This window comes from Vibrio coralliirubri, assembly GCF_024347375.1.
GTDB classification, from domain to species: Bacteria; Pseudomonadota; Gammaproteobacteria; order Enterobacterales; family Vibrionaceae; genus Vibrio; species Vibrio coralliirubri.
The window spans coordinates 1,203,288-1,227,366 of the sequence record NZ_AP025471.1 but is presented as its reverse complement, the minus strand read 5'-3'; the positions used below and the strand labels follow the sequence as shown (position 1 = coordinate 1,227,366).

Here is a 24,079-nt window from a genome sequence, read left to right as displayed (position 1 = left end):
CTACTTAACGAACTTCTAATCCAAGGTTGTATTGTGCAAGGCAACGACCGACATAGCTGATTTTCAGCAAGGCTGCGACTAAGATGGTGCTGATATGGGCGACTATTTGAATTGGCAGTGAGAAGTGATCGGCCATTGGATAAGCAACGATAATACTGAGAAGCATAAGTAAAGTTGTGATAGCTAGACTGAAGTTTGAAACAGAAAGCAGAGTTTGAAAGCGTTGAGTCATCGTCTTCATATTGAATTCCTAATTGCTATTAATAATTATGATACTTGTTATTAATAGCAATTAGCGTTCCAGTTTTAATTTACATTTTAAATCATAATCTTATGTAATTTCAATTATTTTTAGAGTCTAAATGACACGCACTAGTTGTAAGTCTTTATGACTCAATCGTGTTTCTTTACCATTGTCTAAACCCACACGTATCGATGTGGAATCGAACACCAGAATATAAACCCAGCCCAACGTTATTTTTTTGCCCGAATTCCGAATGAATCTTCTTAAGTTTCACGTGTAGATCTTCACGAGTAATGTCATTTGCAGGCACCAGGTCTAAGGCACAGAACTCTAAGTGCTTGCTTCGCAGTGCACCGCCAGCTTGTTGGTTATAGAGCTTAGAACGTTCACCAGATACGGGGATCACGACGCCAATCTCAGGTTCAATGTATTGTTGTATGTAATTCAACGTCTTGATCATGTTGGGTACGTTTTTGTTATCGGGCAGGGTAAACAAGGTGGTGTTGCTCATCGCCCAGTCTGTCCCTTGCAGCAGAACGAGATGCAAAGGCATACTCTGCGTAATGCCGGCGTCTTTGAGTTGCTGGCCGATCTCTCTTACTTGGTCTTCTGCGTGATTTAGAAGCATCCAACCTCTAAACGCTGAACGAGTCGGGACTTTGTAGCCATGAACATCGACCACGAGATCGTCATAAGTAATTTCCGTCTCTTCGGTATACAGTCGTTCAAATTCTTCAGGGTAGGGTTGTGCGGTTGATAAGGCTAAGGTAATCAGAATACTTGCGTACATACGGTCTCTCCATCGCTGATGTTCACCTAGTTATTTTTCTTCCTACGGTTGCTCTGTTTTCTCTAATGGTTCAGTGTTCTATAGTTGTTCAGTTCATGCGGTTACTTAGCTACGCTTAAGTATAGACGCTAGAATTTAGGTACAAAAAAACCCACTACAAAGAGTGGGTTACTAACATTATTACAAGTTAATCAACTAGGTGAGATTATTTCTTACCTTGGATTTGCTTGTCTTCTTCTGTCAGTTCACGAATGCGACGGCTGATGTCACGGCGAGCTTTAGAAATCTCGGCGCTCTTGATGATGTGGTCATCAACACGGTCTTCGTAGTCAGCTTTCATATTTTTGATAATGCCTAGGATCTCGTCGTGAGTCATCTCTGGCTTGATGTAATCAAGTAGGTTATCAAGAAGGTCGACACGCTTGCGGTTGTCACGAACTTTCTTTTCGTTGTCTAAAAGTTCACGCTTAAGTTTGTTCTTACGTCGTGCTTGGTTAACAATTTCAAATACGCTGCTCATAGATTCCTTTTCCTATTCGTCAAATACGTTGTCTGGTTCTGATTAAAGCACATCAATTGATGATGTAACAGTCTTTAGATCAAAGCAAAAGTAAGGTTGTTTAATTATTCGTCACTCTCGCTGATGTGTGATTGTTTTTATCTTACCGTTCAAGTTAGTATCCCATTTAGATACTGCATTGATACGAAATGTGAAATGAATCAACAACAATTGGAAAACGAAGAATTGGACGACAATGTCACTGAATCTTCAGCAGAACAAAACAAGCTTCGTGATGCGTATGTACAAGAGCGTACTTATTTGGAAGTCGTGGAAATAGAGCTAAACCGTTCTAAGATCATAATGATTGATGAACAGGGCAGAAAGAAACGAGTACCAATTTTGTCTGAACACTAGTTACTGCATTGTTAGGTGTTGAGATGGAATTATCAAAATAATAAAAAGGAAAAACGATGAACACAGTACTTTCCCCAATTGAAGCGAGAATTATCGGTTGTTTGATCGAGAAAGAAGTCACTACTCCCGATCATTACCCACTGACACTGAACAGTTTAACCACGGCATGTAATCAAAAGAGTAACCGTGAACCTGTTCTCTCTCTTTCTGAGTCAGATGTTTTAGATGCGGTTGATGGTTTAATCGGACGTCGCATGGTGAGCGATGAGAGCAGCTTCAATAGCCGTGTTAATAAGTATCAGCATCGTTTCTGCAACACTGAGTTCGGTGATCTGCAATTTACAGAGCAAGAGCGTGCAATCATCTGTTGTATGTTACTGCGCGGCGCGCAAACACCGGGTGAACTTCGTACTCGAACGGGTCGCCTTGCAAACTTTAGTGATGTGAAAGAAGTAGAAGCAACATTAGATAAGCTAGCTGCAAGAGAAGCTGGTGCCTTAGTGGTTAAGCTGCCACGTGAAGCGGGTAAACGTGAATCACGCTACCAGCACTTGTTGAGCGGTGAAGTGGATGTTGAAGCGTTTGCGACGGCATCAGTAAGCGCGACTGCCCCCTCTGCAACGAGTGAAAAGTTTGAAGAACTTGAGTCTGAAGTTGCAAGCCTAAGAGCAGAAGTGGCAGAGCTTAAAGCTCTGGTTGAATCACTGCTTTAAATGTCAGACGTTGAGAAAAATGCGGATTGGGTCGTGTATTTGATCCGCAATCGCCACAATGCCCTTTATTGTGGCGTAACGAACAATCTAGAACGTCGATTTGAACAACATCAAACCGGTAAAGGCGCCAAAGCTTTAAAAGGTAAAGGCCCGCTTAAGCTGGTTTGGAGTTTTGATGTTGGCTCAAAAAGTGAAGCATTGAAAACCGAATACGCGATCAAGCAATTGCCTAAATCCCGCAAAGAAAAACTGGTATCACTCAAACTGATTATTGAGTGGCAAAAAGACAAAATTCAATATATCGAAGTCTCATAATTCATAGCCAAAATGTTTGTTATTGATTAAATCTTAATAATGTAAGTGGCTATAATAATTCTAGCTAAGCTTATGAATTTAAATGGTAATTACTCTTACCGTGAATGGGCTGAAATTATGAATGAACACGTTGTTGTTAATCTCCATTCCAAATTAACATATTGCTCATTTAGAATGTCGTTCTAATTAGTGTTAGGCGCTATCATTTATCATCGTTGTCCTACATAATATCCATTAGCCATACAAAGAGATGGTGTCATGCTAGGTTAAAAAATGAGCCAAAGTAGCTCATATAAAACGAGAAAAATATGAAACGTTTACTGATGTTGTTTGGACTTGCCGTATTTTCTGCGTCCGCTCTCTCCCATGGTACTCATGTCCTCAATGGGTACTGGGAATACCAAGATTATCTTTCCACTTTTCCAGAACAAAGAGCATTGACCGATAAAATGGTCGAGGCTGTACAAAATCACCCTGTGCCATTGAGAAGAATCCAAGACGAGCCGATCACGATTTCCGTGGTGTATCCGGGTCAGCAGATCTCGGATTACTGGGTTCGTAATATTCAAGCTTTTGAGAAGCGTCTCGATAGGCTGAAGATCCGCTATCAAATAAATCAAGTGTTTACCCGTATTAATGCCGATCTCGCGCAACAGAGCATTTCATTGCAAGAAGCGATTGAAAACAAGACGGATTATTTGATTTTCACGTTAGATACCACGCGCCACCGCAAGTTTATTGAGCACGTGTTGACCTCTACAGATACTAAGTTGATCCTTCAAAATATCACGACGCCAGTGCGAGCTTGGGCGGATAGACAGCCATTTATGTATGTGGGCTTTGACCATGCGACAGGCAGCTTAAAACTGGCGGACTATTTTAAACAAGTAAGTCCACCAGACAGTAAGTATTCTGTTTTGTATTACTCCCAAGGCTATATCAGTGATGCGCGTGGGGATACTTTTATCCACGAAGTGAATACGGATACCAACTTTACCCTTAAGTCTTCGTTTTACACAAAATCAAACAAAGACAGTGGCTACCAAGCGGCTAAAATCAGCATAGAGAACGATAAGGATCTAGACTTTATCTATGCATGCTCAACGGACGTCGCTCTTGGTGCAATGGAAGCGATTCGTGAATCGGGGCAAGACATCTTAGTGAATGGCTGGGGAGGCGGCTCTGCTGAACTTGAAGCCATTGCAAGGGGTGACCTAGATGTTACTGTCATGCGTATGAACGACGATACGGGCATTGCGATGGCAGAGGCTATCAAGTGGGATCTAGCCGGTTTGGAAGTGCCTACCGTTTACTCTGGTGAATTTGAAATTGTGACCAAGGAAGATTCCCCAGAACGTATTTCAGAACTTAAACAGCGAGCATTTAGGTACTCAGGTCAATAATGAAAAAAAGCTACGCCAGTACACCTAGAAACACTTTAGCTAGACTCATTACGCGTATCGTTATTTTGGTGATAGGCGTGATGGCACTTGGCGTACTTATTCATAATTATGAAACCAGCAGTAACATCGTACAGCAAGAGACGAATCGAACAGTTCAGCAAACCTCTAGCCTGATCCAAAACATGTTTGATTATCGTTTGTCGGTGCTGCAAATCCACCAAGACAGCAGCTCACACAGTGAAACTCTCAGAGAGTATTTTGATACGGGTAATGACGAGATTCTGAGCTACTTTTTCTTTGGTGTTGACCAACGTGAACCTGATCATGCGCCAGATTTGCGCTTTGTCTCTACCCACGATGGTTTGGCTTGGGAAGACGGCAACAGTCAATTTTATGGTTTGGATGAGTCCAACTTAAAGCATATTTCTGATGAGGTTTCGTTCAGCAGTAATTGGCATTTTATTAAACTGAGGACAGATATAGGTAAGCGTCACTTGTTGGCTCGCCGTACTCCTATCGTTGATAATGCTACCGGGGAAGTGCTTGGTCAGCTCTATATCGCCATTGTGCTTGATAATAACTTCTCTTTGGCTGAGTCAATCCAACAAGGTAGTAACTGCGAAAATATCGTTATTGAAGCGCACGGTACACCGGTGACATCGACATTCAGTGGTGATGAAAGCTACACCATTACTGACATCCTCAATTACCAAATGTACGAACAGTTGCCGCGTCATTTCGTCACCATCGCAACCATTAAGATCAACGCGGTTGAAACCCCTTTAATCATTCGAGCCGTTCAAAAGAACAATAACTTCATTGCGTTAGAAGAGAATTATCAGCGCGCGATCATCGTGGTGATTGTGGTGATTATATTGATGTCTTTCTTTGCGCGAACTTGGATTCAAAGAAGGGTTGCTGCTGAGCTAGATAAGCTAATGGATTTCACTCGCTCTGCAAGTGATGGTGAAGAGTACAACAAGTTTGATGGCTCTAACATTTTCGAATTCCACCATATTGGTTGCACCCTTGAAGACACCTTTGAGCGCTTATCGGAACAGAATCAAAAGTTCCAAGATCTCTTTAACTTTGCTCATTCACCTATCTTGGTTTGGTCTGAAAAAGGCGACTTGATTCAGATGAACCCCGCCGCACGTATGGCGCTGTTCGATGCTGATGACAACTATGGTCCAATTGCTCAAGAGTTTGAGCATCGTATGCTGCCTAATATTCAAATGGTGGTTCAAGGCTCTAAACTCACGGGTATCAACGTACCCATTGGTGAAAAGGTGTTTCGTTGGAACATGTCTGCTATTCGCGTAGAACACGGCATCACAGGTGTGGTGGTACAAGGGCAAGATATTACTAAGCTTATCGAGGCGGAAAGACAGGCTGATCGAGCAAGAGAAGAAGCTGAGCATCTTGCGAATGTGCGAGCAGACTTCCTAGCTAAGATGAGTCACGAGATTCGCACGCCGCTCAACGGTATTCTCGGTGTGTCTCAGTTGCTCAAGCGCTCTATGCACAATGAAGATAATCGCGAGCAGGTGGATGTACTGTGTAATAGTGCGGAACATTTACTGGCGGTACTTAACGATATCTTGGACTTCTCAAAAATTGAGCAAGGGCAGTTTAATATTCAAAAGAAAGACTTCCGTTTAGGGGAGTTAGTTAATACCTTAGACAGCATCTATCGCCCGCTGTGTGAAGATAAATCCGTCGAATTTACCATTGTGAACCACTTGGTTGATGACATCGAAATCAACACCGACCAAGTGCGCCTCAACCAGATCATGTTTAACCTGCTGAGCAACGCTCTTAAATTCACTCATCAAGGCGGTATCTCCGTCAGCTTTGAACTCGAAAGTATCTTTAACTCTGATCACGCGAGCTTAATCGTTCGAGTGAAAGATTCCGGTATTGGTATTGATGAAAGCAAGATTGATGCTGTTTTTGAACCTTTTGTTCAAGCCGAAGAGACCACCACTCGTGAATATGGTGGTACTGGTCTAGGGCTTACGATTGTAAAAAATTTGGTCGATATGCTGGAAGGGGACATTCAAGTCCGCAGCGTGATAGGTCAAGGCTCAGAGTTCACGATAGAAATTCCAGTGGTTGTACACGCCAAGCCGTTATTAGTCGATGCTAAGCAACAGGCTGAAGTTGAGCCAGAGGCGTTGTTTAGTCGACCTTTGAATGTGTTGCTGGTGGAAGACAATCACACCAACGCCTTTATTGCGCAGGCTTTCTGTAAGAAATATGGCATGGTCGTCACTTGGGCAAAAGATGGTTTAGAAGCGATTGAGATGGCTAAGACGATAACCTATGACCTGATCTTGATGGATAACCAACTCCCTAATCTCGGAGGTGTTGAAACCACTCAGCAACTAAGAGGTGAGATTGGTGTGTCAGCCCCAATTTATGCGTGTACCGCTGATGCTCAAGAGTCGACAAGAGACAGCTTTATGGCCGCAGGGGCGAATTACGTGATTGTAAAACCGATTAAAGAAGATTCACTACACCAAGCATTTGTTCATTTCAAAAACTCATACTGGAATGACACAGAGCACTAGGCTTTAACTTAGTGCTCTTAAATGGGCTCTATTGAAGAGAAGTAACTAATTTGCTGCCTTTATATCGAGCCAGCGACAAAGGCTTGTTCCAACAGTAGCGTTTTCAACTCATCACTCATATCTAGGTGTTCAGGGAATTGGATACCTAACAGCCAGCCTTGTCTTTGCCTTTTCTTACTCACCACCTTGTAGACCAGATCGTCATCTAAGTACTCATTTAAGTCAGAATTAACTTTTATCTTCCAGCCGACATCGATATCTGATTGCTGGGTAAGATAGATACCGCAGCCTGACGCTGAAAAATCGACCAGTGTGGCATCCAGCGACAAGGTATCAAAGGTGACTTCACAGCTGAGACGTACCTTATACCTTTCGTGTTCACGAATAGGCTTGGTTGCAAAGTTTGAGGGTGGGCGAAGGAAGATAAGATGTGCCGGTGAGGTGATATGAGCCAGTACATTGGTTTTGAAGGCGACAATGTGCCCAAGTTCGGTGTCGGTAATCGCACGAACAATAATATCAACGTTTGAGAGCTTTCTCAGCGTCAGTGCTTCTGTCGCTTTTTGCGTAAGCTCTAGGATAAGGTACTGATCTTCTTTGTGTCCGATATAAAGTGTACTGATCTGGATTGAGTCGTCTGGGCCAAATTCCAATACACCTGCTGTTTTTGTACCTGGCTTTAGGTATCTGAACAGTTCTAAGTTTTTATCTTTATGCATATTCGTTACTGAACAATGTTAATCGTTTGATAAAATAATATAACGTCCTGATAAAACTATGTCATTAGTTTCATTGAAGTAATTAGCAGCCTACAACAAAAAAAGTGAATCGCTGTCTTAAGTAAACAACGGCTTACTCTTGTCGTAAAACAAGATACACTGCTGTCAGATATATACTTGATGGAGAAATAGTAAATGGAACTGGAAACCTTATTGAATACTCTGGCTGAAACCCCAGAAGCCGTGCAATTTGAAGATACAATGCAAGTAATTGAAGCTCACTATGATTTTTCTGAAAGCGAATTTCGCAATGGTGAGGTAGTGAACGCTGCAGGGCAGAATAATGGTTCGTGTAAGATTTTTGCTTTTGGTTTAGAGCAAGGTTTATCAGCGGAGCAAACACTTGCTTGTTTTGGTCAATTTTATCGTAACGACGTGTTAGGTTTTCCTGATAACAGCGACCATCAAAATATTCGTAACTTTATGGTTCATGGCTGGAATGGTATCCAGTTTTCTCAGCCTGCGCTGGTTGCAAAAGCGAAGTAGACACTAACGAGGTAGCGATCAGGTCGAAACTTAATCTCAGTATTTTGAAGCGAGAAAACAACCTCTCGCTTTTTTGTCTATGTTGAACCAGCTCGTAACTTGTTAACTAGTAACTGGCTGAATAGGATCTAAACTACTGAACAGGCAGGGCAGATAAGCACTTACGACACATACAAACTCCAGCCTTTGGAATATCGCTAGTATCTCGTTTTTCTAGCTCAAAACACCAACACGTCTCTTTGCCCGCACTGATATCGCATTGAGCAGGCTCATTACACTGTGGACATTGGTGAGTCGAACTCGCGCCACTAAGATTATCCATGACAGAGACTCGCTCATCTTCAGACAAGCCTTTCCAGCCTATAATCTCATCCATTGTTCGAAAGCAGCCACTACACATTCCGCCATTATTTTTACAAGCCGCTCGGCAAGGTGTTTTCATTTATCTAACCTGTGATTCATTTGGGCTGAAATGTAGCATATTTGTTTAGTCTTGAAGAGCCGTTAGGCTAATAAATTACTCAGTTAAATTTAGAAATGACCTCGTAATTTTTAGGCTTTTCATGTAGCATCTCGCCCCTTTTGTTGAGTGGGGGATATTATGTTTATTGGATTTGATTATGGAACAGCGAACTGTTCTGTCGCGGCGATGGTTAATGGAGAGCCAAGCCTGTTACCGCTCGAAGGTAACAACCACTATATTCCCTCAACCGTGTTTGCGCCTACTCGTGAGAGTGTTTCTGAACACCTATTCCGTCATTTGAATATCAAGCCGAGTGATGCGATTGGTGAGCAAGTTTTACGACGTGCGATTGCGCTGAACAGAGAAGAGAGTATCGACTTAGTGCCAGAAGACATGGCATTTGGTCAGGCTGCGTTGGACTTATATTTAGAAGACCCTCGCGATGTTTATTACGTTAAGTCTCCTAAGTCTTTCCTTGGCGCGAGTGGACTGCATGATGTGCAGGTGAGTTTCTTCGAAGATTTAGTGTGTGCCATGATGGCAAATATCAAGCATCAAGCCGAACTCACGACTCAAGAACAGATCAAGCAAGCTGTTATCGGCCGACCAATTAACTTCCACGGTCGAGGTGGTGAAGAGGCGAACAGACAAGCTGAAGATATCCTCACTCGAGCAGCTAAGCGTGCCGGTTTCCTTGATATCGCTTTTCAATTTGAGCCCGTAGCCGCAGGTCTTGATTACGAAAGCACATTAACTGAAAACCAAACGGTATTGGTTGTCGATATTGGCGGTGGTACCACCGATTGCTCATTATTAGAAATGGGACCAACTTGGTCTGGTAAGGCAGATCGTACCCAGAGTTTGCTCGCACACAGTGGGCAAAGGGTTGGGGGTAATGACCTCGATATCTATCTCGCGTTCAAACAACTAATGTCACCTTTTGGTATGGGCAGCAAAGGTATTTCGGGTATCGATATGCCATTGACGCAATTCTGGAATCCAATTGCGATTAATAATGTTGAAGCTCAAAAGAATTTCTATTCAAGAGAAAACTTAGCAGCATTGAAATTACTTCGTAAAGAAGCGTCAGAGCCTCAAAAGCTAGAACGTTTGATGAAGGTTTATCACGACACCTTGGGCTACGGTATTGTGCGTAGAGCGGAAGAAGCCAAGATTGCGCTGGCAGAATCCTCTCAATATCGTGCTGCGATTAATGTTGCCTCTGAACTGGTCGAGGTAGATATCTCAGTCGAACAGATGGTTGAAGCGATTGAAACACCAAAGTCTAAGATGGTTGAGTTGGTTAAAGAAGCGATTCAACAAGGCCAGAAAAAGCCAGACGTAATCTACATGACGGGTGGTTCCGCTCGTTCACCGATACTTCGTGAAGCCGTACAACAATCTGTGCCGAACGTACCGATTGTGAGTGGTAATTACTTCGGTTCAGTAACTGCAGGTTTAGCTCGTTGGGCCGAGGTTTGCTTCAAATAAGAGGCCAATGATGAGTTATGAAGGGCAACCAGTCGCTGATTGGTTGCCCTTTTTTTTGTTTTTTCTCTAATGAACTTTCTATTGAGCGATTTTTCCTAGCTCAAATTGGGATTTGTTTCACAAAGCTAAATATTTCAGTTGAGTTCTGTATGTTACAAAATGTTTCAAGGTTAAAGGTTAACCTCTAGATGGTCTGATGAGTTATCATGGGTTTAGATTTTTAATGCTTTTTTAGTGATTATAAAATCAAAAATAATCAAAGTGTTCATCTCAAAGAATGAAAAGAACCACCAGTGCTTTATGAGTTACTCCCTTGTTTTTAAATGATTTTTTGTTTTTTATGGTGCAATTTTTTTTATTTTATATATTTTAATGCAACTTTCTTGTCATTCGTATATTAGTGTTTCGCTACTTGTTAAATGCAGGTAACAACTTCTCCGTAAGCACGAGGTTGTTAGTGAATAACTCACCCAGTTACATAATGGATATGACAATGAATAAGAAACTTTTAGCGCTAGCAATTTCTGGTGCAGTATTTGGTACACAGGCAGTTGCAGTAGAACTTTACAACGAAGACGGCACAACATTCTCTGTTGGTGGTCACGTTTCAGTTGCAGTTGGTGACGTAAACAGCGATGACCGTCAAAGCAGCGATGACATCGGTGTAGAGTCTGTTTCTCCACGTATCAACTTCGGTGCAACTCACGAGCTTGGCAACGGCTTTACTGCTGACGCTAAAGGTGAATGGGCGCTAAACATGCTTGACGGTGGTGAAGAGTCATTCACAACTCGTCTTGGCTACGTTGGTCTTTCTCACGACGATTACGGTCGTGCTGCAGTTGGTACTCAATGGGCACCTTACTACAACGTTGCTGGCGTTGCAGATATGCCAATCGCATTCGCGAACGACTTCATCTACGAAGATCATGGTAACCTAGGTACTGGTCGTGGTGAAGAGATGGTTAGCTACGGCAACGCTATCGATTTCGGCAACGCAGGTTCTCTAAGCGCAGCTGTTGCATGGCAAGGTCGTAAGATTGATGACGTAACTACATACGGTAACCGTGGTCAAGTTGCATTGAACTACGCAATTGCTGATTTCACTGCAAACTACGCATACAACACTGGTGATGTGGATTACGTAGGCGTTGCTGGTTCAAAAACTGCTGATTCTCACGTAGTAAGTGCAACTTACGGTTCATACGGCGCTGAAGGTCTATACCTTGCTGGTGTTTACGCAATGAACAACTACATGAACACTGGTAACAATCGAATTCTTGAAGAGTCAGTTGCTATTGAATTACTAGCGTCTTACGCTCTTTCTAACAGCCTTAACCTAAGCGTTAACTACGAAGCTGTAGAAGACGACAAGAAGAGCGAAACTGTGTACAGCACAACCGCTCTACAAGCTGAATACAACTTCACGTCTCAGTTCGTAGGCTTCGCAGGTTACCAATTCGACCTACAAGGTTCTGGTGAGTACAAAGAAAAAGCTGACGACCAATGGCTACTTGGTGCTCGTTACTACCTATAAGTCGCAGACTGATTTAGCATAGTGTTTACTCCTTAAGTTTACCTTTTAGGATACTGTCCTAGACACCATGCTAAGCCCTCTCAAGCCTTTTGGTTAGAGAGGGCTTTTTTCGTTTTGGACTTTTGTCTCGAATTGTTATTTCGCACTGTCGCGACCTTCGTATAAACGCTTTCAAATCATCGAATTGAGCTAAAGATCAGAATTTAGATATTGGTAACCATCTTGTCGAAGACTCTCATTTTATGATGCGTTAAACTCTTCATTCCAAAAAATAGTTCAGGGATAAACTATGAGCAGTGTTGTCGATCAGGAACAGTTGATGAATTCGAAACGAACAGCAACCCCAACTAAGGTGCTGTGTGTTGGGCGTAACTATGTCGATCACATCGAAGAACTCAATAACGCAATCCCAGACTCAATGGTGGTTTTCAATAAACCAAGTACCAGTGTTACTTCATCTCTGTCTTCTTTTCATCAAGAAGCGCTGCACTACGAAGCAGAAATCTGTTTTATCGTTGAAAATGGCCATTACTCAGCTGTGGGTTTAGGGCTAGATCTCACCAAACGTGAATTACAAAGTAGCTTAAAAGCGAAAGGCCTACCTTGGGAGCGCGCCAAGGCGTTTGATGGTTCCGCTGTCTTGAGCCGTTTTGTACCCATTGATAACTTAGATCTCTCTGACTTAAATCTAGAGCTATTTATTAACTGTGTTCGCGTTCAAAAAGGGCATGTAGAGCAGATGCTTTACTCTCCACAAACTATTCTCGAAGAGTTATCTTCTTACACGACTTTGCTCGATGGTGATGTTGTAATGACAGGCACACCTAAAGGTGTTGGTGAGGTCCATCGAGGTGATATCTTCCTTGGCCGTCTAAAGTGCGGTGAAACGACATTGATTGAGATTGAGTGGGTAGCGAGTTAATTAATACTCTATGTTTAGTTAATAAATTGGTTTGAATGGTTAAAGTTAGTTTTTAATTCGTACAATTTACCACCTTACAACTAATTGCATCTGGAATGGTGTTGGTAATTGATATAAAATCCGCCTCCGTTTTTATCAATACTGAAACCCATGATCGACTTAGCCATCTTACCTGTTTACCTGACAGCCGTTGTTGCACTTCTTCTTTTACCTGGCCCTGATATGTTACTCATCGCGAGCTCAAGTATGAGTTATGGCCGCAAAGTCGGTGTGTTCGCAAGTTTAGGTAATGCAACTTCCGGAATCATCCTGACAGTATTGGCAGCGATGGGTGTTTCAGCATTGATCGCAATGAGCCCCGTCGCTCTAAAAGCCCTTCACCTCTTAGGCGGAACCTACTTATTGAAAATGGGGTGGGATTGCCTTCGAACAGAACAGGGTAACGCGCCTGAGTTAAGCGATAACTTTGCAGCAAAAGCCTACTATCAAAGAGCGCTAATCAGTAACCTGCTTAACCCTAAAGCGTTGGTTTTCTTTGTGATGTTTCTGCCTCAGTTCGTGTCGACGAACATTGAAGCGACTTCCGGTGAGCAGATGCTGGTTCTGGGTTTATTGCTGAATGTTCTCGGCTTAACGTTTAACTTTTTGCTGGTGGCTTTAGTGGGTACGATTGGTAAGTCTCTGGTAGAAAATGCTAAGTTTCGTACCTATCAACAGAAAGTGATGGGCGGAGTCTTCATCGTGTTGGCTATCTGGATGTTGTCTTCTTTCTTTACTTCGTAGACGAATCAAATCAGACATCTTCTCGTGGTTAGCCGCTGAGACAAAAATGGACGCTTCGAGCGTCCATTTTTATATTTAACCGTTACATGTTGAACGCGCTAAATCGCTATGAATTCAACTCTTGTTGGTGCTGTTCAATCAGTTTCTCCATGTACTTCTCACCGCGCAGGCGAGTGTCTTCATAGGTTTCTGTCCCTTCAAACTCTGTCACTGTTTCATAATAGACTTTCACTTTTGGCTCAGTGCCTGAAGGTCTTACGATAATGCGTGAACCATCTTCGAGGTGATAGGTGAGTACGTCACTTGCAGGTAGGTTAATCGCTTCCGTATTGCCTCCAATGACGAAGCGCAGAGAAGACTGCAGATCTTCAATCACAGAGATAGCGACACCGTTGATTGCTTTAGGCTGTGCTGATCTAAGTTTAGAACCAATCGATGGTGAATCTGGGTCCAGGGCAATACTTCGTTGAGCGTTGGTGTGTACACCATGTTCAAATGAAATCTGAGCGAGAAGATCCCAAACGGTTCGGCCTTGAGATTTTAACTCCTCAACCAATTGAGCAAACACGACGATAGCAGACAGCCCATCTTTGTCTCGTACTTGAGTACCAATTGTGTAGCCTAACGCTTCTTCATAGGCGAACAAGAACTCGTTCTGATCATCTTCCAATTGCATGCCAATATTCGCTAACCATTTAAAACCTGTCAGCGTTTGGAAATAAGTCGCACCATGAGATTGAGCCACTTTTTCAAGTAAGGTTGAAGATACGATACTGTTACCAACTAATTGGTTTTTGGTGTGACGTTTTGATAACAAGTAATGCGCGAATAGTACACCAACTTGGTCACCTGTTAGCATTTTGTATGAGCCATCATCTGTTCTCACTGCAACCGCAAATCGGTCTGCATCTGGATCGTTGGCACAAGCAATGTCGGCATCGACACTTTTTGCTAAGTTAACCACCAGGTCCATCGCGCCTTTTTCTTCCGGATTCGGGAAGTTGACTGTTGGGAAGTTACCATCGGGCTCTCTTTGCTCGGCGACGCTGAACACCTTATGGAAACCAGAATCGTGAAGTAGATCCTCAGCCATTTGTGCGCCGACACCATGCATTGCGGTATAGGTGATGGTGGTTTTCGCCGATTCGATCTCTTTACTCACGTATGGGCTCTGATTGATCGCAGCGCGGTACGTTTGATAATAGCCTTCAGTTAACCACACCAACTTACCTTGTGTTTCAGCATCACTTAAGCTCATTAAAGGGAGCGGCTTAGTTGACGCGGTCTCGATTTCAGCGGCAATGCCCGCATCATGAGGTGGAATGATTTGAGCGCCATTCTCCCAGTACACTTTGAAACCATTGTATTCCGGTGGGTTGTGGCTGGCCGTCACCACAACGGCAGCGGCGGCGTTGAAGTGCTCAATACCAAAGGCAACGATAGGGGTTGCCGCGACGTTCGAGGTTAGATAAACCTTAACGCCTAAAGCCGTGAGTACGGAAGCGGTATCAATCGCGAACTGCTTTGAATCTAAACGGCCGTCATAACCGATGACCACACCGCGAATGGTCGCATTAGCGACATGTTCGATTAAGTAGTGGCCGAGTCCGGTTGCTGTTTCCTGTATGACTAAACGGTTCATTCGATTTGGGCCGCATCCAACTTTGCCCCTTAACCCTGCGGTTCCGAACTCTAATCGTTGAGTAAAGCGGTCTTCTAGTTCGTCGTGCATTCCCTCATCAATGAGGTGTTGAAGTTCTTCACGAGTTCTTGGGTCTGGGTCTCTCGCTAACCAATTCATTGCATCTTGCATAATCACTAAACCTTTTAATGTCTGTATGACTTACTGTTGATTTAATTTAAGTGATATTGATTATCATTTCCATGAAAGCAATCGTAAAACTCGATATAAAATAAATTCCAACGGCAAGAGGGCACGTAGATTAAGCCACTTCAAATAATTGACTGTTTAGTAAGTAAACTTACCTTGAACAATTGGATATCACTAACTAGCCTTTTACATAAATATAACAAAATTTAACAAATTCGCCGTTTTTGAATCTTTCATGGAAACCTCCAACGCTTTTGAACCGTATTAGTTCTTAGGTTATATGAGGTCAGTAGCCTGCTCACAGGCTAGTTCCATGTGAGTTGTAGATTGAGATTCAGCCTTTTCATGTGTAGCCGGAATAACAATGAATGTTGTCCAGCTCTGAATGACAAATAGCTCGCAACGACATTTAGGTCGCAAGTATCCAATTAGGAAGGATAAGGAGAGATCTTTTGAAAAGATTACTGGTTAGGCTAACGTGGCTTTTGAAGAGTTTTGTTGTGCTTTTAGTATCGCCTTTAGTGCACGCAAGCAGTGATTACAACATGACTCAAGGCGTCACTGAGATCAGTGGTAAGGTGTATGAACTTCATATGCTGATCTTCTACATCTGTTGTGCGATTGCCTTTGTGGTTTTTGGTGTGATGTTTTATTCGATTTTGAGGCACAGGAAATCGAAGGGCGCAGTTGCTGCCCATTTTCACGAAAGCACGAAAGTCGAAATTCTTTGGACCATCATCCCTATCATCATCCTCATCGCTATGGCGATACCCGCCACCAAAACTTTGATAGCGATGGAAGATACCTCCCAATCAGATCTGACCGTTAAAATCACAGGTTCACAATGGAAATGGCATTACAGCTATTTTGGTGAAGACGTCGAATTTTTCAGCCTTCTAGCGACCAGTGATAAAGAGATTGAAGGCATTGAAGTGAAAGGCGCGCATTACTTGCTAGAAGTTGATAAGCCGCTTGTACTGCCTGTTGATCGTAAAGTCCGTTTCTTAATGACTTCCGACGATGTGATTCACTCATGGTGGGTGCCAGCATTCGCCGTTAAGAAAGATACCATTCCGGGTTTTATTAATGAGGCTTGGACAAAGATAGATGAGCCCGGTGTCTACCGCGGGCAGTGTGCAGAGTTGTGTGGCCGCGCTCATGGTTTCATGCCGATCGTGGTGCATGCCATGGAAGAAGACGAGTTTGACGCATGGCTAGCGGAACAGAAAGAGTTGGCGATAGCCGAACAACAAGCCGCGAAAGATGCATTAGATGCGTCACTTTCCTTGGCGGAGTTGAATACCATCGGTGAAGAGGTTTACAAAACTCGATGTGCGGTTTGTCACCAAGCAAACGGTGAGGGCATTCCCGGAGCATTCCCTGCCATCAAAGGAAGTCCTATTGCCCTTGGTGATGTGGATGTTCACATCGACACCATTGTTTATGGTCGTGGCGGCACGGCGATGCAAGCATTCGATAATCAGTTAACTGAGAAAGAGATCGCAGCGGTAGTGACTTATCAACGAAACGCTTGGGGTAATGACACCGGCGATATTGTTCAGGCTTCAGATATCAACGCTTATAAGGCCAAGCAAGAAGGCAGTTCTGAAAGCTCAACGGATGATGCACAAAATGATGCTAAGGATCAGTTATGAGTTCACCAATCAATAAGCCGGTGAAATCGGCTCCAGCAGAAGACCAAGTACTGAGCCATTCTGCGGAAGGCACCTTGGGCAATAGTGATTTGCCTGTTGATGATCACGACTCACATGCGGCACCTAAAGGTTGGGCTCGTTGGCTGTATTCAACCAATCATAAAGACATCGGTACACTTTATCTGTGGTTCAGTTTTGCGATGTTCTTAACGGGTGGTGCCATGGCAATGGTGATCCGTGCTGAGCTATTCCAACCCGGGTTGCAACTTGTTGAGCCAGATTTTTTTAATCAGATGACCACTGTTCACGGCTTGATCATGGTATTCGGTGCCGTGATGCCAGCATTTACGGGCTTGGCTAACTGGATGATCCCGATGATGATCGGAGCTCCAGATATGGCGCTGCCGAGAATGAACAACCTCAGTTTCTGGATTCTGCCTTTTGCTTTTCTAATCTTAATCGGATCTTTGTTTACAGAAGGGGGCGGCCCGAGCTTTGGTTGGACCTTTTATGCGCCACTCTCGACAACTTATGGCCCAGACAGTACCGCGCTATTCGTATTTTCAGTCCATATTATGGGGATCAGTTCGATCATGGGGGCGATTAACGTGATCGTAACCATAGTGAACATGCGCGCGCCGGGTATGACTTGGTTCAAGCTACCGATGTTCGTATGGACTTGGTTAATTACCGCTTTCTTGCTGATAGCCGTGATGCCCGTACTCGCCGGCGCTGTGACCATGGTACTGACTGACAAATACTTTGGGACTAGCTTCTTTGATGCCGCTGGTGGTGGGGATCCGGTGATGTTCCAGCACATATTCTGGTTCTTTGGGCACCCCGAAGTGTACATCATGATCTTGCCGTCTTTTGGTATTGTCTCAGCTATCATCCCTGCATTCAGTGGCAAGCGTCTGTTCGGCTACCACTCGATGGTTTATGCGACCTGTAGTATCGCACTACTGTCATTCTTGGTTTGGGCGCACCACATGTTCACCACGGGTATGCCAGTATTTGCCGAACTGTTCTTCATGTATTGCACCATGTTGATAGCGGTGCCGACCGGTGTGAAAGTCTTCAACTGGGTGGCGACCATGTGGCGAGGGGCTTTGACCTTTGAAACCCCAATGCTGTTTGCTATCGCATTTATCGTTTTGTTTACGATTGGTGGGCTATCTGGATTGATGCTCGCTATCGTGCCAGCTGATTTCCAATACCACGATACCTACTTTGTTGTGGCGCACTTCCATTATGTTCTGGTGACCGGTGCCGTGTTCTCGATTATGGCTGCTGCCTATTATTGGCTGCCTAAGTGGACAGGACATATGTACGATCACAAGCTAAGCCTGTGGCATTTCTGGACGTCGGTGATTTCAGTCAATGTACTGTTCTTCCCTATGCACTTTTTAGGGTTAGCGGGTATGCCGCGTCGTATTCCTGATTATGCGATTCAGTTTGCTGATGTTAACCAAGTCGTGTCGATTGGTGGCTTTGCCTTTGGGTTGTCTCAGCTGATTTTCTTATGGTTGGCAATTAAGTGCGTAAGAGGGGGAGAGCCTGCACCAAGCAAGCCTTGGGATAGAGCTGAAGGTCTTGAATGGACAGTACCAAGCCCTGCGCCTCACCACACCTTTACTCATCCACCGAAAGTGGATTAGAGGACAGACCCATGAGTGATAAGCAAAGCGAGCCCAATCAAGATAAAAAACAACCAAAGCGCCTGTCTAATAAGCGATCGACCAAAAAGCTGACGGGCTACTTGGTGTTGAGCGTGGTTGCGATGTTTGGCTTCGGTTTCGCTTTGGTGCCGCTCTATGATGTGATGTGTGAGGCCTTAGGGATCAATGGCAAAACTAATACTGTTTCAGCGGTGCAACCTCAGGGAATGCAGCCAGACTACTCTCGTACGGTTCGAGTCGAATTCATGTCCCACATCAAGCCAGATATGCCATGGCAGTTTTCGCCTGAGGTTCGAGTGTTAGAGGTTCATCCTGGTGAGGTGGTTCAAACTAACTACATTGCCAAAAACCTTTCTGGATCTTCATTGGTTGGCCAAGCCGTACCATCGGTTTCTCCAGGTATGGGGGCTACTTACTTCAATAAGATGGAGTGCTTTTGCTTTAATCAGCAACCATTGGACGGGCACAAGAGCGCAGAAATGGGTTTGATATTTTACATTGAGCCAGATATTCCAGAATCGATACATACGCTTACGCTCTCTTATACGCTGTTTAACATCACGAGTCAGGTGAGTGGAGAGGCAAGTGAGCCTGAAGTGACTACATCAACATTGAGCACACTACAATCTGGTTCACCAAAAGCGAGCACACTCGCAAGTAACTAGGGATTTACAGAACCAGAATCAACAAAAGGAGTTGAGCGATGAGTTCTAAAAAGGAAGTTTATTTCGTTCCACACCAAAGCCACTGGCCATTGGTGGGTGCTGTAGCACTGTTTTTGGTCGCAGTTGGCGCTGGCTTGACGGTGCAAAACATGGGAACCGACGCCGCAGGTGGAGTATTTGGCAAAGCGGTGTTGTTAGTCGGGTTTGCAGTGCTGCTTTACATGCTCGCAGGTTGGTTTAGCAATGTGATCACAGAATCATTGAGTGGTCTCTATTCTGAGCAGATTTCTCGTTCTTTTAGACAAGGAATGAGTTGGTTTATTTTCTCCGAAATCATGTTCTTCGGCGCTTTCTTTGGCGCGCTTTTCTATGCTCGCATGATTTCTGTGCCTTGGATTGGTGGTGCGGGCAATAATGAAATGACCCATGAAGTATTGTGGCCGATGTTCCAATCAATATGGCCACTAACGACTACCCCTGATGGCGTAACGACACAAGCCATGCCTTGGCAAGGTATCCCTCTTAAGAACACCATTATTCTGCTGCTTTCCTCTGTGACGCTGCACATGGCACATATCAGTCTTGAGCAAAATAAGCGTATGGCTTTGATCGTCTGGTTGGAGATAACCATTGTTCTGGCTGGCTTCTTCCTGTTCTTCCAAGTTGAAGAGTATCTTCACGCTTATCAAGAGATGGGGCTGACACTTCAGTCAGGCATCTACGGTAATACCTTCTTTTTACTGACTGGGTTTCATGGCTTACATGTCTGTTTAGGGACGATCTTTTTGATTGTGTTGCTGGCAAGGGTTGCGAAAGACCACTTCACTCCGAAAGACCACTTTGCGTTCCAAGCGGGCAGCTGGTATTGGCACTTTGTTGATGTGGTTTGGTTTGGCCTGTTTGTATTTGTCTATGTGCTTTAACTGCTGAGCCTATAGGGGATTAATAGGGGCGAGGGTTGGGAGTTATCACTCCTGATCCCAAAGCAAGTAATAAAAGTAGCACGACAACGGCTGACCACATGACACGACGCCCCAAGAAGTGACTGAGCCTTTTTCCATCGTGCTTGCCCGAGGCGATTTGGATTAGGCCTTTCATCAAATTGAAAGCGATAAAAAACAACAAAGCGACCAATACGACTTTAAATAACAGAACAAAGGTAGATGACGCCATAGTGATAACTCCAAACCGATTGATTTATGATGAACACAAGTTCCGCAGTAAAGGTTTTTGGATAGCGGTTGTTTTAACTGTGGTTTCAGTCGGCGCTTTAATCAAGTTAGGTTTGTGGCAACTCGATCGTGGTAACGAGAAATTACGTTATGAACAGCAATTAGCTGATAGAGCACAGCTATCGTCACAACCTTTAGGTGTCGTTATTTCTGAGATGCGAGAGCTGGGTTTATCTGGCCAAGAGTCATTAAATCCTCAAACCTTAAACGGGTTAAAGGCTGATGTTGAATTAGTCAATACGAGTGGTTTGATGCTCTTGTTAGACAACCAGATAAACCAAGGAACGGTAGGGTATGTGATTTACATGTTGGGTAAGGTTCGTCTTGAAGATGAAAACAATGTCTTAGTAGCTAAAAAACAGTTGTTGATCGATCTTGGGTTTGTTCCGGCAAGTAATGACAGAAGAGAACTACCGCAACTAGGAAGTATCACTGTACCAACCAAAATGTCAGGGCGCTTGTATACACGCTCAGTTAACCCTTTAAGTCATGAGTTGGGTTTAGAAAATACGACACCGAATAGAATCCAAAACCTAAACATAGCAGCGTTATCACAGTATACAGGACAAGAAGTGCTGCCCTTTGTCTTCCAACCCCAGAGCTTAGATTCGTGGCCTTATGAGTTGTTATGGCGACCGACGGCAATGAAGTCTGAGAAGCACTTTGGTTACTCGTTTCAATGGTTTGTAATGGCTGCTGTACTTCTGTTTTTGATGTTGTTGATTGGGTTCCGATATTTTAAGAAAAATAGCCACATGAATAAGAAGTAGGCACTTGAAGTTTAAATAGCGACTTAAAGGCAGCGCCTATAACAAGGAAGAAAGATGGATAAATCTCAAGTACAAATCAGCAGGGAAAGTACCGATGCAAACATGGCCGAGCTTAAAAGTCGCCGAACTAAGGGGCGTCTGGTATTAATCGGATTAGTTTTGATTTTCGCTTTGCCTGCGATTATTGCCAAAACCGTTTTGGATCAGAATTGGTACACCTCAGGTGTCACTAACTCGGGTGAATTGGTCGAACCAAGAACCACACTAGCGGATTTCGGCGTAACGTTACCCATGGCTGGAGAGGGTTGGGTTGTGGGTTATATCGCACCGATGGAGTGCGAAAGCTTGTGTGAACAACAGCTTCATTATTTGAATCAAAGTTATTTAGCGTTAGGGAAAAACAAAGAGCGAGTGACCGCTGTTGTTTTTGTATCTGAGGGTAACTCGTTATCGGGTTCGTTCGATAAGCCGGATCTGTCTTTGTTAGCTGGTGGTGATCAGTTAAGTTCCGAGTTTGCGCCGGCTTCTATTATCATTATTGACCCGCTAGGACAGTTGGTTATGGAGTACATAAGCGTGTCGGAACCGTCGCAGTTAGTCGGGCAATCCAAAGGCATGATTCATGATTTAAGAAAGCTACTTAAGCTATCCCGAGTTGGCTAGTTGATGGCGCGAATGCTTGAGCTTAAGTAGCGAAAAGGGAATAAGTATAGGGAGATAAGTGATGCAGAATAAAGCCCCTGATTTACTGATGCTCGTGATGAGATTAACTATCTTGTTAACCCTTACCGTGATTGTTCTCGGCGCTTATACACGTTTGTCTGATGCTGGCCTTGGCTGTCCTGATTGGCCGGGGTGTTATGGGAAGATCACCGTTCCTTCTGATGCCCAAGCGGTGAATCAAGCCAATCTGCAATTCCCTGAGCGAGCTCTTGAAGCAGATAAAGCTTGGATAGAGATGATACATCGCTACTTTGCAGGAACATTAGGGCTGCTCATCTTTGTCGTTGTAGCTTGGTGTATTAAAAAGAACATCACACCAGTTGGTCTTCCATTACTTATCTCGGCTACTGTGATTTTTCAGGCTTTGCTTGGAATGTGGACGGTGACTCTTAAGTTGATGCCCGTTGTGGTTATGGCGCATTTGATGGGGGGCTTCACGTTGCTGTCACTGTTGTGTCTGCTCTACTGTCGTTTGTCTCAATTCCAAAGCCGTTTTGGCGAGGCTTCTTATTCTCCAACACTTAAAGCTTGGGCGCTCTTTGGGTTACTCATTGTGGTTGGGCAGATACTGCTTGGTGGTTGGACATCGTCAAACTATGCCGCTTTGGTGTGTACCCAACTGCCTATTTGTGAAGGTAACTGGATGAGCTACCTCGATTTCAAAAATGCGTTCGATTTTGCTCAACATGGACACGATAACTATGAGTTTGGCGTGTTGGAGTATCCCGCGAGGCTCACCATCCATGTCATGCACAGGTTCGGGGCTATTGTGGCGACATTAACGGTGCTGATGGTCGTGTACCAGTTATGGAAGTTTGGCCAAGCACCTCACCAAAAGCTGAGCGTGATTGTGGCAATAGTGTTGTTTACTCAAATCAGCCTTGGGATCAGTAATGTATGGTTTCACCTGCCAATCTCAGTTGCGGTTTTGCATAACCTAGTCGCAGCAATGTTGCTCATCAGCATGGTTGTAACCAATTTTGTGGTGTGGCAACGCAAACCGAGTGAGAGCTTGGTGAAGAACAGTGTATTACAAGGAGGTAATCATGGTCAGTAGAACGTCAACAGAGTATGAAGTGGTGGCTCAAGACGCAGCCTTAACCCATAAGATAACAGCCAACAATGACATAGCGTTAAGTAACGAAATGGCTGTAAAAAACAAAGCCACTTGGAAAGTTTATTTAACGCTGACCAAGCCTAAAGTGGTGGCTTTAATGTTGCTTACGGCATTGGTTGGGATGTGTTTGGCCATGCCGAATGGGTTGCCTTTGCAACAAACTCTGTTCGGAATGATTGGGATAGGGTTAATGGCAGGTTCGGCGGCTGCGTTTAACCATTTGATCGATAAAAAGATCGACGGCCAGATGACTCGAACAAATCGACGTCCTTTACCATCCGGTGAGCTCAGCAGTGTGCGCGTATTCAGCTTTGCAGCAGGTATCGGCTTACTTGGGTTTGCTACGTTAGTGGTGTGGGTCAATCAACTCACTGCTTGGTTAACCTTTGCAAGCTTATTGGGCTACGCGGTCATTTATACCATGTACTTGAAGCGAGCGACGCCACAGAACATCGTAATTGCAGGGATCGCAGGCGCTATGCCTCCGCTATTGGGCTGGACGGCAGTCACCAACGAGCTGCATTCAAACGCTTGGTTGTTGGTGATGATCATCTTCATTTGGACACCTCCTCACTTTTGGGCACTTGCGATTCATCGTCGTGACGAATATGCCAAGGTAGATATCCCGATGTTGCCTGTGACACATGGGATAACTTACACCAAGACTTCAATTCTGCTGTATACACTGTTGCTGAGCATCGTGTGTGTGCTGCCAGTATTGGTTGGAATGAGCAGTTGGATATACCTGAGCGCGTCTTTGCTGCTCAACGGTGGGTTTGTTTATCATGCCTGGGTATTGAAGTATCGCGATGAGCCGAACATGGCGATGAAGACCTTTAAGTTCTCAATCTATCATCTCATGATCTTGTTTGTCGCTTTGTTGGCAGACCATTATCTACTTTGATAACCGCATTTCCGCTGTTGCTGAATAAGAAAACGGATGCTCTGGGCATCCGTTTTTGTTTGGCTAATTACACAAGCTTACGTACTTGAAA

Annotated in this window: 25 protein-coding genes; 18 read left to right on the top strand and 7 right to left on the bottom strand. The window is 44.1% G+C overall.

Annotated elements, in window-relative coordinates; all coding sequences use genetic code 11:
- Positions 1-4: 4 nt before the first annotated feature.
- The 3 genes from OCV20_RS22125 to OCV20_RS22115 form a co-directional block, all read right to left on the bottom strand.
- A complete protein-coding gene (locus tag OCV20_RS22125; RefSeq protein ID WP_048608901.1) occupies positions 5-241 on the bottom strand; it encodes an SMP domain-containing protein in 237 nt (78 codons plus the stop codon).
- Between the two features lie 166 nt (positions 242-407).
- Positions 408-1,034, bottom strand: a complete 627-nt coding sequence (locus OCV20_RS22120) for a D-Ala-D-Ala carboxypeptidase family metallohydrolase (protein WP_048612896.1) — start codon at positions 1,032-1,034, stop codon at positions 408-410.
- 205 nt (positions 1,035-1,239) lie between these two features.
- Positions 1,240-1,554 (bottom strand): DUF496 family protein, encoded by a 315-nt coding sequence (locus OCV20_RS22115; protein ID WP_004742367.1) that lies wholly within the window; start codon positions 1,552-1,554, stop codon positions 1,240-1,242.
- A gap of 195 nt (positions 1,555-1,749) precedes the next feature.
- Here OCV20_RS22115 and OCV20_RS22110 point away from each other — a divergent pair, with 195 nt between their 5' ends.
- The 5 genes from OCV20_RS22110 to luxQ all read left to right on the top strand — a co-directional run bounded on the left by OCV20_RS22110 (position 1,750) and on the right by luxQ (position 6,954).
- Positions 1,750-1,950, top strand: coding sequence for a hypothetical protein (locus OCV20_RS22110; RefSeq protein ID WP_017068647.1), 201 nt, complete (start codon positions 1,750-1,752; stop codon positions 1,948-1,950).
- 56 nt (positions 1,951-2,006) lie between these two features.
- Positions 2,007-2,663, top strand: coding sequence for a YceH family protein (locus OCV20_RS22105; RefSeq protein WP_050633162.1), 657 nt, complete (start codon positions 2,007-2,009; stop codon positions 2,661-2,663).
- Positions 2,664-2,978 (top strand): GIY-YIG nuclease family protein, encoded by a 315-nt coding sequence (locus OCV20_RS22100; protein ID WP_086774397.1) that lies wholly within the window; start codon positions 2,664-2,666, stop codon positions 2,976-2,978. It begins immediately after the preceding gene.
- A 308-nt stretch (positions 2,979-3,286) separates the two neighbouring features.
- The gene (locus OCV20_RS22095) at positions 3,287-4,381 is read left to right on the top strand and encodes an autoinducer 2-binding periplasmic protein LuxP (protein ID WP_048608893.1); all 1,095 of its coding nucleotides are present in this window, start codon (positions 3,287-3,289) and stop codon (positions 4,379-4,381) included.
- Positions 4,381-6,954 carry a quorum-sensing autoinducer 2 sensor kinase/phosphatase LuxQ gene (gene luxQ / locus OCV20_RS22090; RefSeq protein ID WP_086774398.1) on the top strand — a complete coding sequence of 858 codons (2,574 nt, stop codon included), beginning with the start codon at positions 4,381-4,383 and terminating at the stop codon, positions 6,952-6,954. Before OCV20_RS22095 ends, luxQ begins: the two co-directional genes overlap by 1 nt.
- 59 nt (positions 6,955-7,013) lie before the next feature.
- Here the strand turns inward: luxQ and OCV20_RS22085 are convergent, their stop codons facing one another.
- Positions 7,014-7,673, bottom strand: coding sequence for a PilZ domain-containing protein (locus OCV20_RS22085; RefSeq protein ID WP_086774399.1), 660 nt, complete (start codon positions 7,671-7,673; stop codon positions 7,014-7,016).
- Positions 7,674-7,868: 195 nt separating this feature from the next.
- Here OCV20_RS22085 and OCV20_RS22080 point away from each other — a divergent pair, with 195 nt between their 5' ends.
- A complete protein-coding gene (locus OCV20_RS22080; RefSeq protein ID WP_050644050.1) occupies positions 7,869-8,219 on the top strand; it encodes a HopJ type III effector protein in 351 nt (116 codons plus the stop codon).
- 133 nt (positions 8,220-8,352) lie between these two features.
- Here OCV20_RS22080 and OCV20_RS22075 read toward each other — a convergent pair whose 3' ends face one another.
- Positions 8,353-8,661: a DUF1289 domain-containing protein gene (locus tag OCV20_RS22075; RefSeq protein WP_082242941.1), complete on the bottom strand. Its 309-nt coding sequence runs from the start codon at positions 8,659-8,661 to the stop codon at positions 8,353-8,355.
- Positions 8,662-8,820: 159 nt separating this feature from the next.
- Here OCV20_RS22075 and yegD point away from each other — a divergent pair, with 159 nt between their 5' ends.
- From yegD to OCV20_RS22055, 4 genes are all read left to right on the top strand, one after another.
- Positions 8,821-10,173 carry a molecular chaperone gene (gene yegD, locus OCV20_RS22070; RefSeq protein WP_086774400.1) on the top strand — a complete coding sequence of 451 codons (1,353 nt, stop codon included), beginning with the start codon at positions 8,821-8,823 and terminating at the stop codon, positions 10,171-10,173.
- 493 nt (positions 10,174-10,666) lie between these two features.
- Positions 10,667-11,707, top strand: coding sequence for a porin (locus OCV20_RS22065; protein ID WP_086774401.1), 1,041 nt, complete (start codon positions 10,667-10,669; stop codon positions 11,705-11,707).
- A gap of 289 nt (positions 11,708-11,996) precedes the next feature.
- Positions 11,997-12,629 carry a fumarylacetoacetate hydrolase family protein gene (locus OCV20_RS22060; RefSeq protein ID WP_086774402.1) on the top strand — a complete coding sequence of 211 codons (633 nt, stop codon included), beginning with the start codon at positions 11,997-11,999 and terminating at the stop codon, positions 12,627-12,629.
- Between the two features lie 150 nt (positions 12,630-12,779).
- Positions 12,780-13,412 (top strand): LysE family translocator, encoded by a 633-nt coding sequence (locus tag OCV20_RS22055; RefSeq protein WP_004730073.1) that lies wholly within the window; start codon positions 12,780-12,782, stop codon positions 13,410-13,412.
- 106 nt (positions 13,413-13,518) lie between these two features.
- Here the strand turns inward: OCV20_RS22055 and OCV20_RS22050 are convergent, their stop codons facing one another.
- The gene (locus OCV20_RS22050) at positions 13,519-15,225 is read right to left on the bottom strand and encodes a phospho-sugar mutase (RefSeq protein WP_086774403.1); all 1,707 of its coding nucleotides are present in this window, start codon (positions 15,223-15,225) and stop codon (positions 13,519-13,521) included.
- 470 nt (positions 15,226-15,695) lie between these two features.
- Here OCV20_RS22050 and coxB point away from each other — a divergent pair, with 470 nt between their 5' ends.
- The 4 genes from coxB to OCV20_RS22030 are packed head-to-tail and all read left to right on the top strand — an operon-like array spanning position 15,696 to position 20,165.
- Positions 15,696-16,898 (top strand): cytochrome c oxidase subunit II, encoded by a 1,203-nt coding sequence (gene coxB / locus OCV20_RS22045; protein WP_086774404.1) that lies wholly within the window; start codon positions 15,696-15,698, stop codon positions 16,896-16,898.
- Complete coding sequence (gene ctaD / locus OCV20_RS22040) at positions 16,895-18,556, top strand: cytochrome c oxidase subunit I (protein WP_052880005.1); 1,662 nt, start codon at positions 16,895-16,897, stop codon at positions 18,554-18,556. The genes coxB and ctaD overlap by 4 nt, the downstream gene beginning before the upstream one ends.
- An 11-nt stretch (positions 18,557-18,567) precedes the next feature.
- Positions 18,568-19,242 (top strand): cytochrome c oxidase assembly protein, encoded by a 675-nt coding sequence (locus OCV20_RS22035; protein ID WP_086774405.1) that lies wholly within the window; start codon positions 18,568-18,570, stop codon positions 19,240-19,242.
- Between the two features lie 38 nt (positions 19,243-19,280).
- Positions 19,281-20,165 carry a cytochrome c oxidase subunit 3 gene (locus OCV20_RS22030; protein WP_086774406.1) on the top strand — a complete coding sequence of 295 codons (885 nt, stop codon included), beginning with the start codon at positions 19,281-19,283 and terminating at the stop codon, positions 20,163-20,165.
- Positions 20,166-20,184: 19 nt separating this feature from the next.
- Here the strand turns inward: OCV20_RS22030 and OCV20_RS22025 are convergent, their stop codons facing one another.
- The gene (locus OCV20_RS22025; RefSeq protein ID WP_086774407.1) at positions 20,185-20,415 is read right to left on the bottom strand and encodes a DUF2909 family protein; all 231 of its coding nucleotides are present in this window, start codon (positions 20,413-20,415) and stop codon (positions 20,185-20,187) included.
- On the opposite strand from OCV20_RS22025, the gene OCV20_RS22020 reads away from it, so the two are divergent.
- From OCV20_RS22020 to cyoE, 4 genes are all read left to right on the top strand, one after another.
- A complete protein-coding gene (locus OCV20_RS22020; RefSeq protein ID WP_086774408.1) occupies positions 20,309-21,244 on the top strand; it encodes an SURF1 family protein in 936 nt (311 codons plus the stop codon). The two genes, OCV20_RS22025 and OCV20_RS22020, sit on opposite strands and share 107 nt — an antisense overlap.
- A gap of 54 nt (positions 21,245-21,298) precedes the next feature.
- The gene (locus tag OCV20_RS22015) at positions 21,299-21,907 is read left to right on the top strand and encodes a hypothetical protein (protein ID WP_086774409.1); all 609 of its coding nucleotides are present in this window, start codon (positions 21,299-21,301) and stop codon (positions 21,905-21,907) included.
- A gap of 61 nt (positions 21,908-21,968) precedes the next feature.
- Complete coding sequence (locus OCV20_RS22010; RefSeq protein ID WP_086774410.1) at positions 21,969-23,024, top strand: COX15/CtaA family protein; 1,056 nt, start codon at positions 21,969-21,971, stop codon at positions 23,022-23,024.
- Positions 23,014-23,988 carry a heme o synthase gene (gene cyoE / locus OCV20_RS22005; RefSeq protein ID WP_086774411.1) on the top strand — a complete coding sequence of 325 codons (975 nt, stop codon included), beginning with the start codon at positions 23,014-23,016 and terminating at the stop codon, positions 23,986-23,988. The genes OCV20_RS22010 and cyoE overlap by 11 nt, the downstream gene beginning before the upstream one ends.
- The last annotated feature ends 91 nt before the right edge of the window (positions 23,989-24,079 follow it).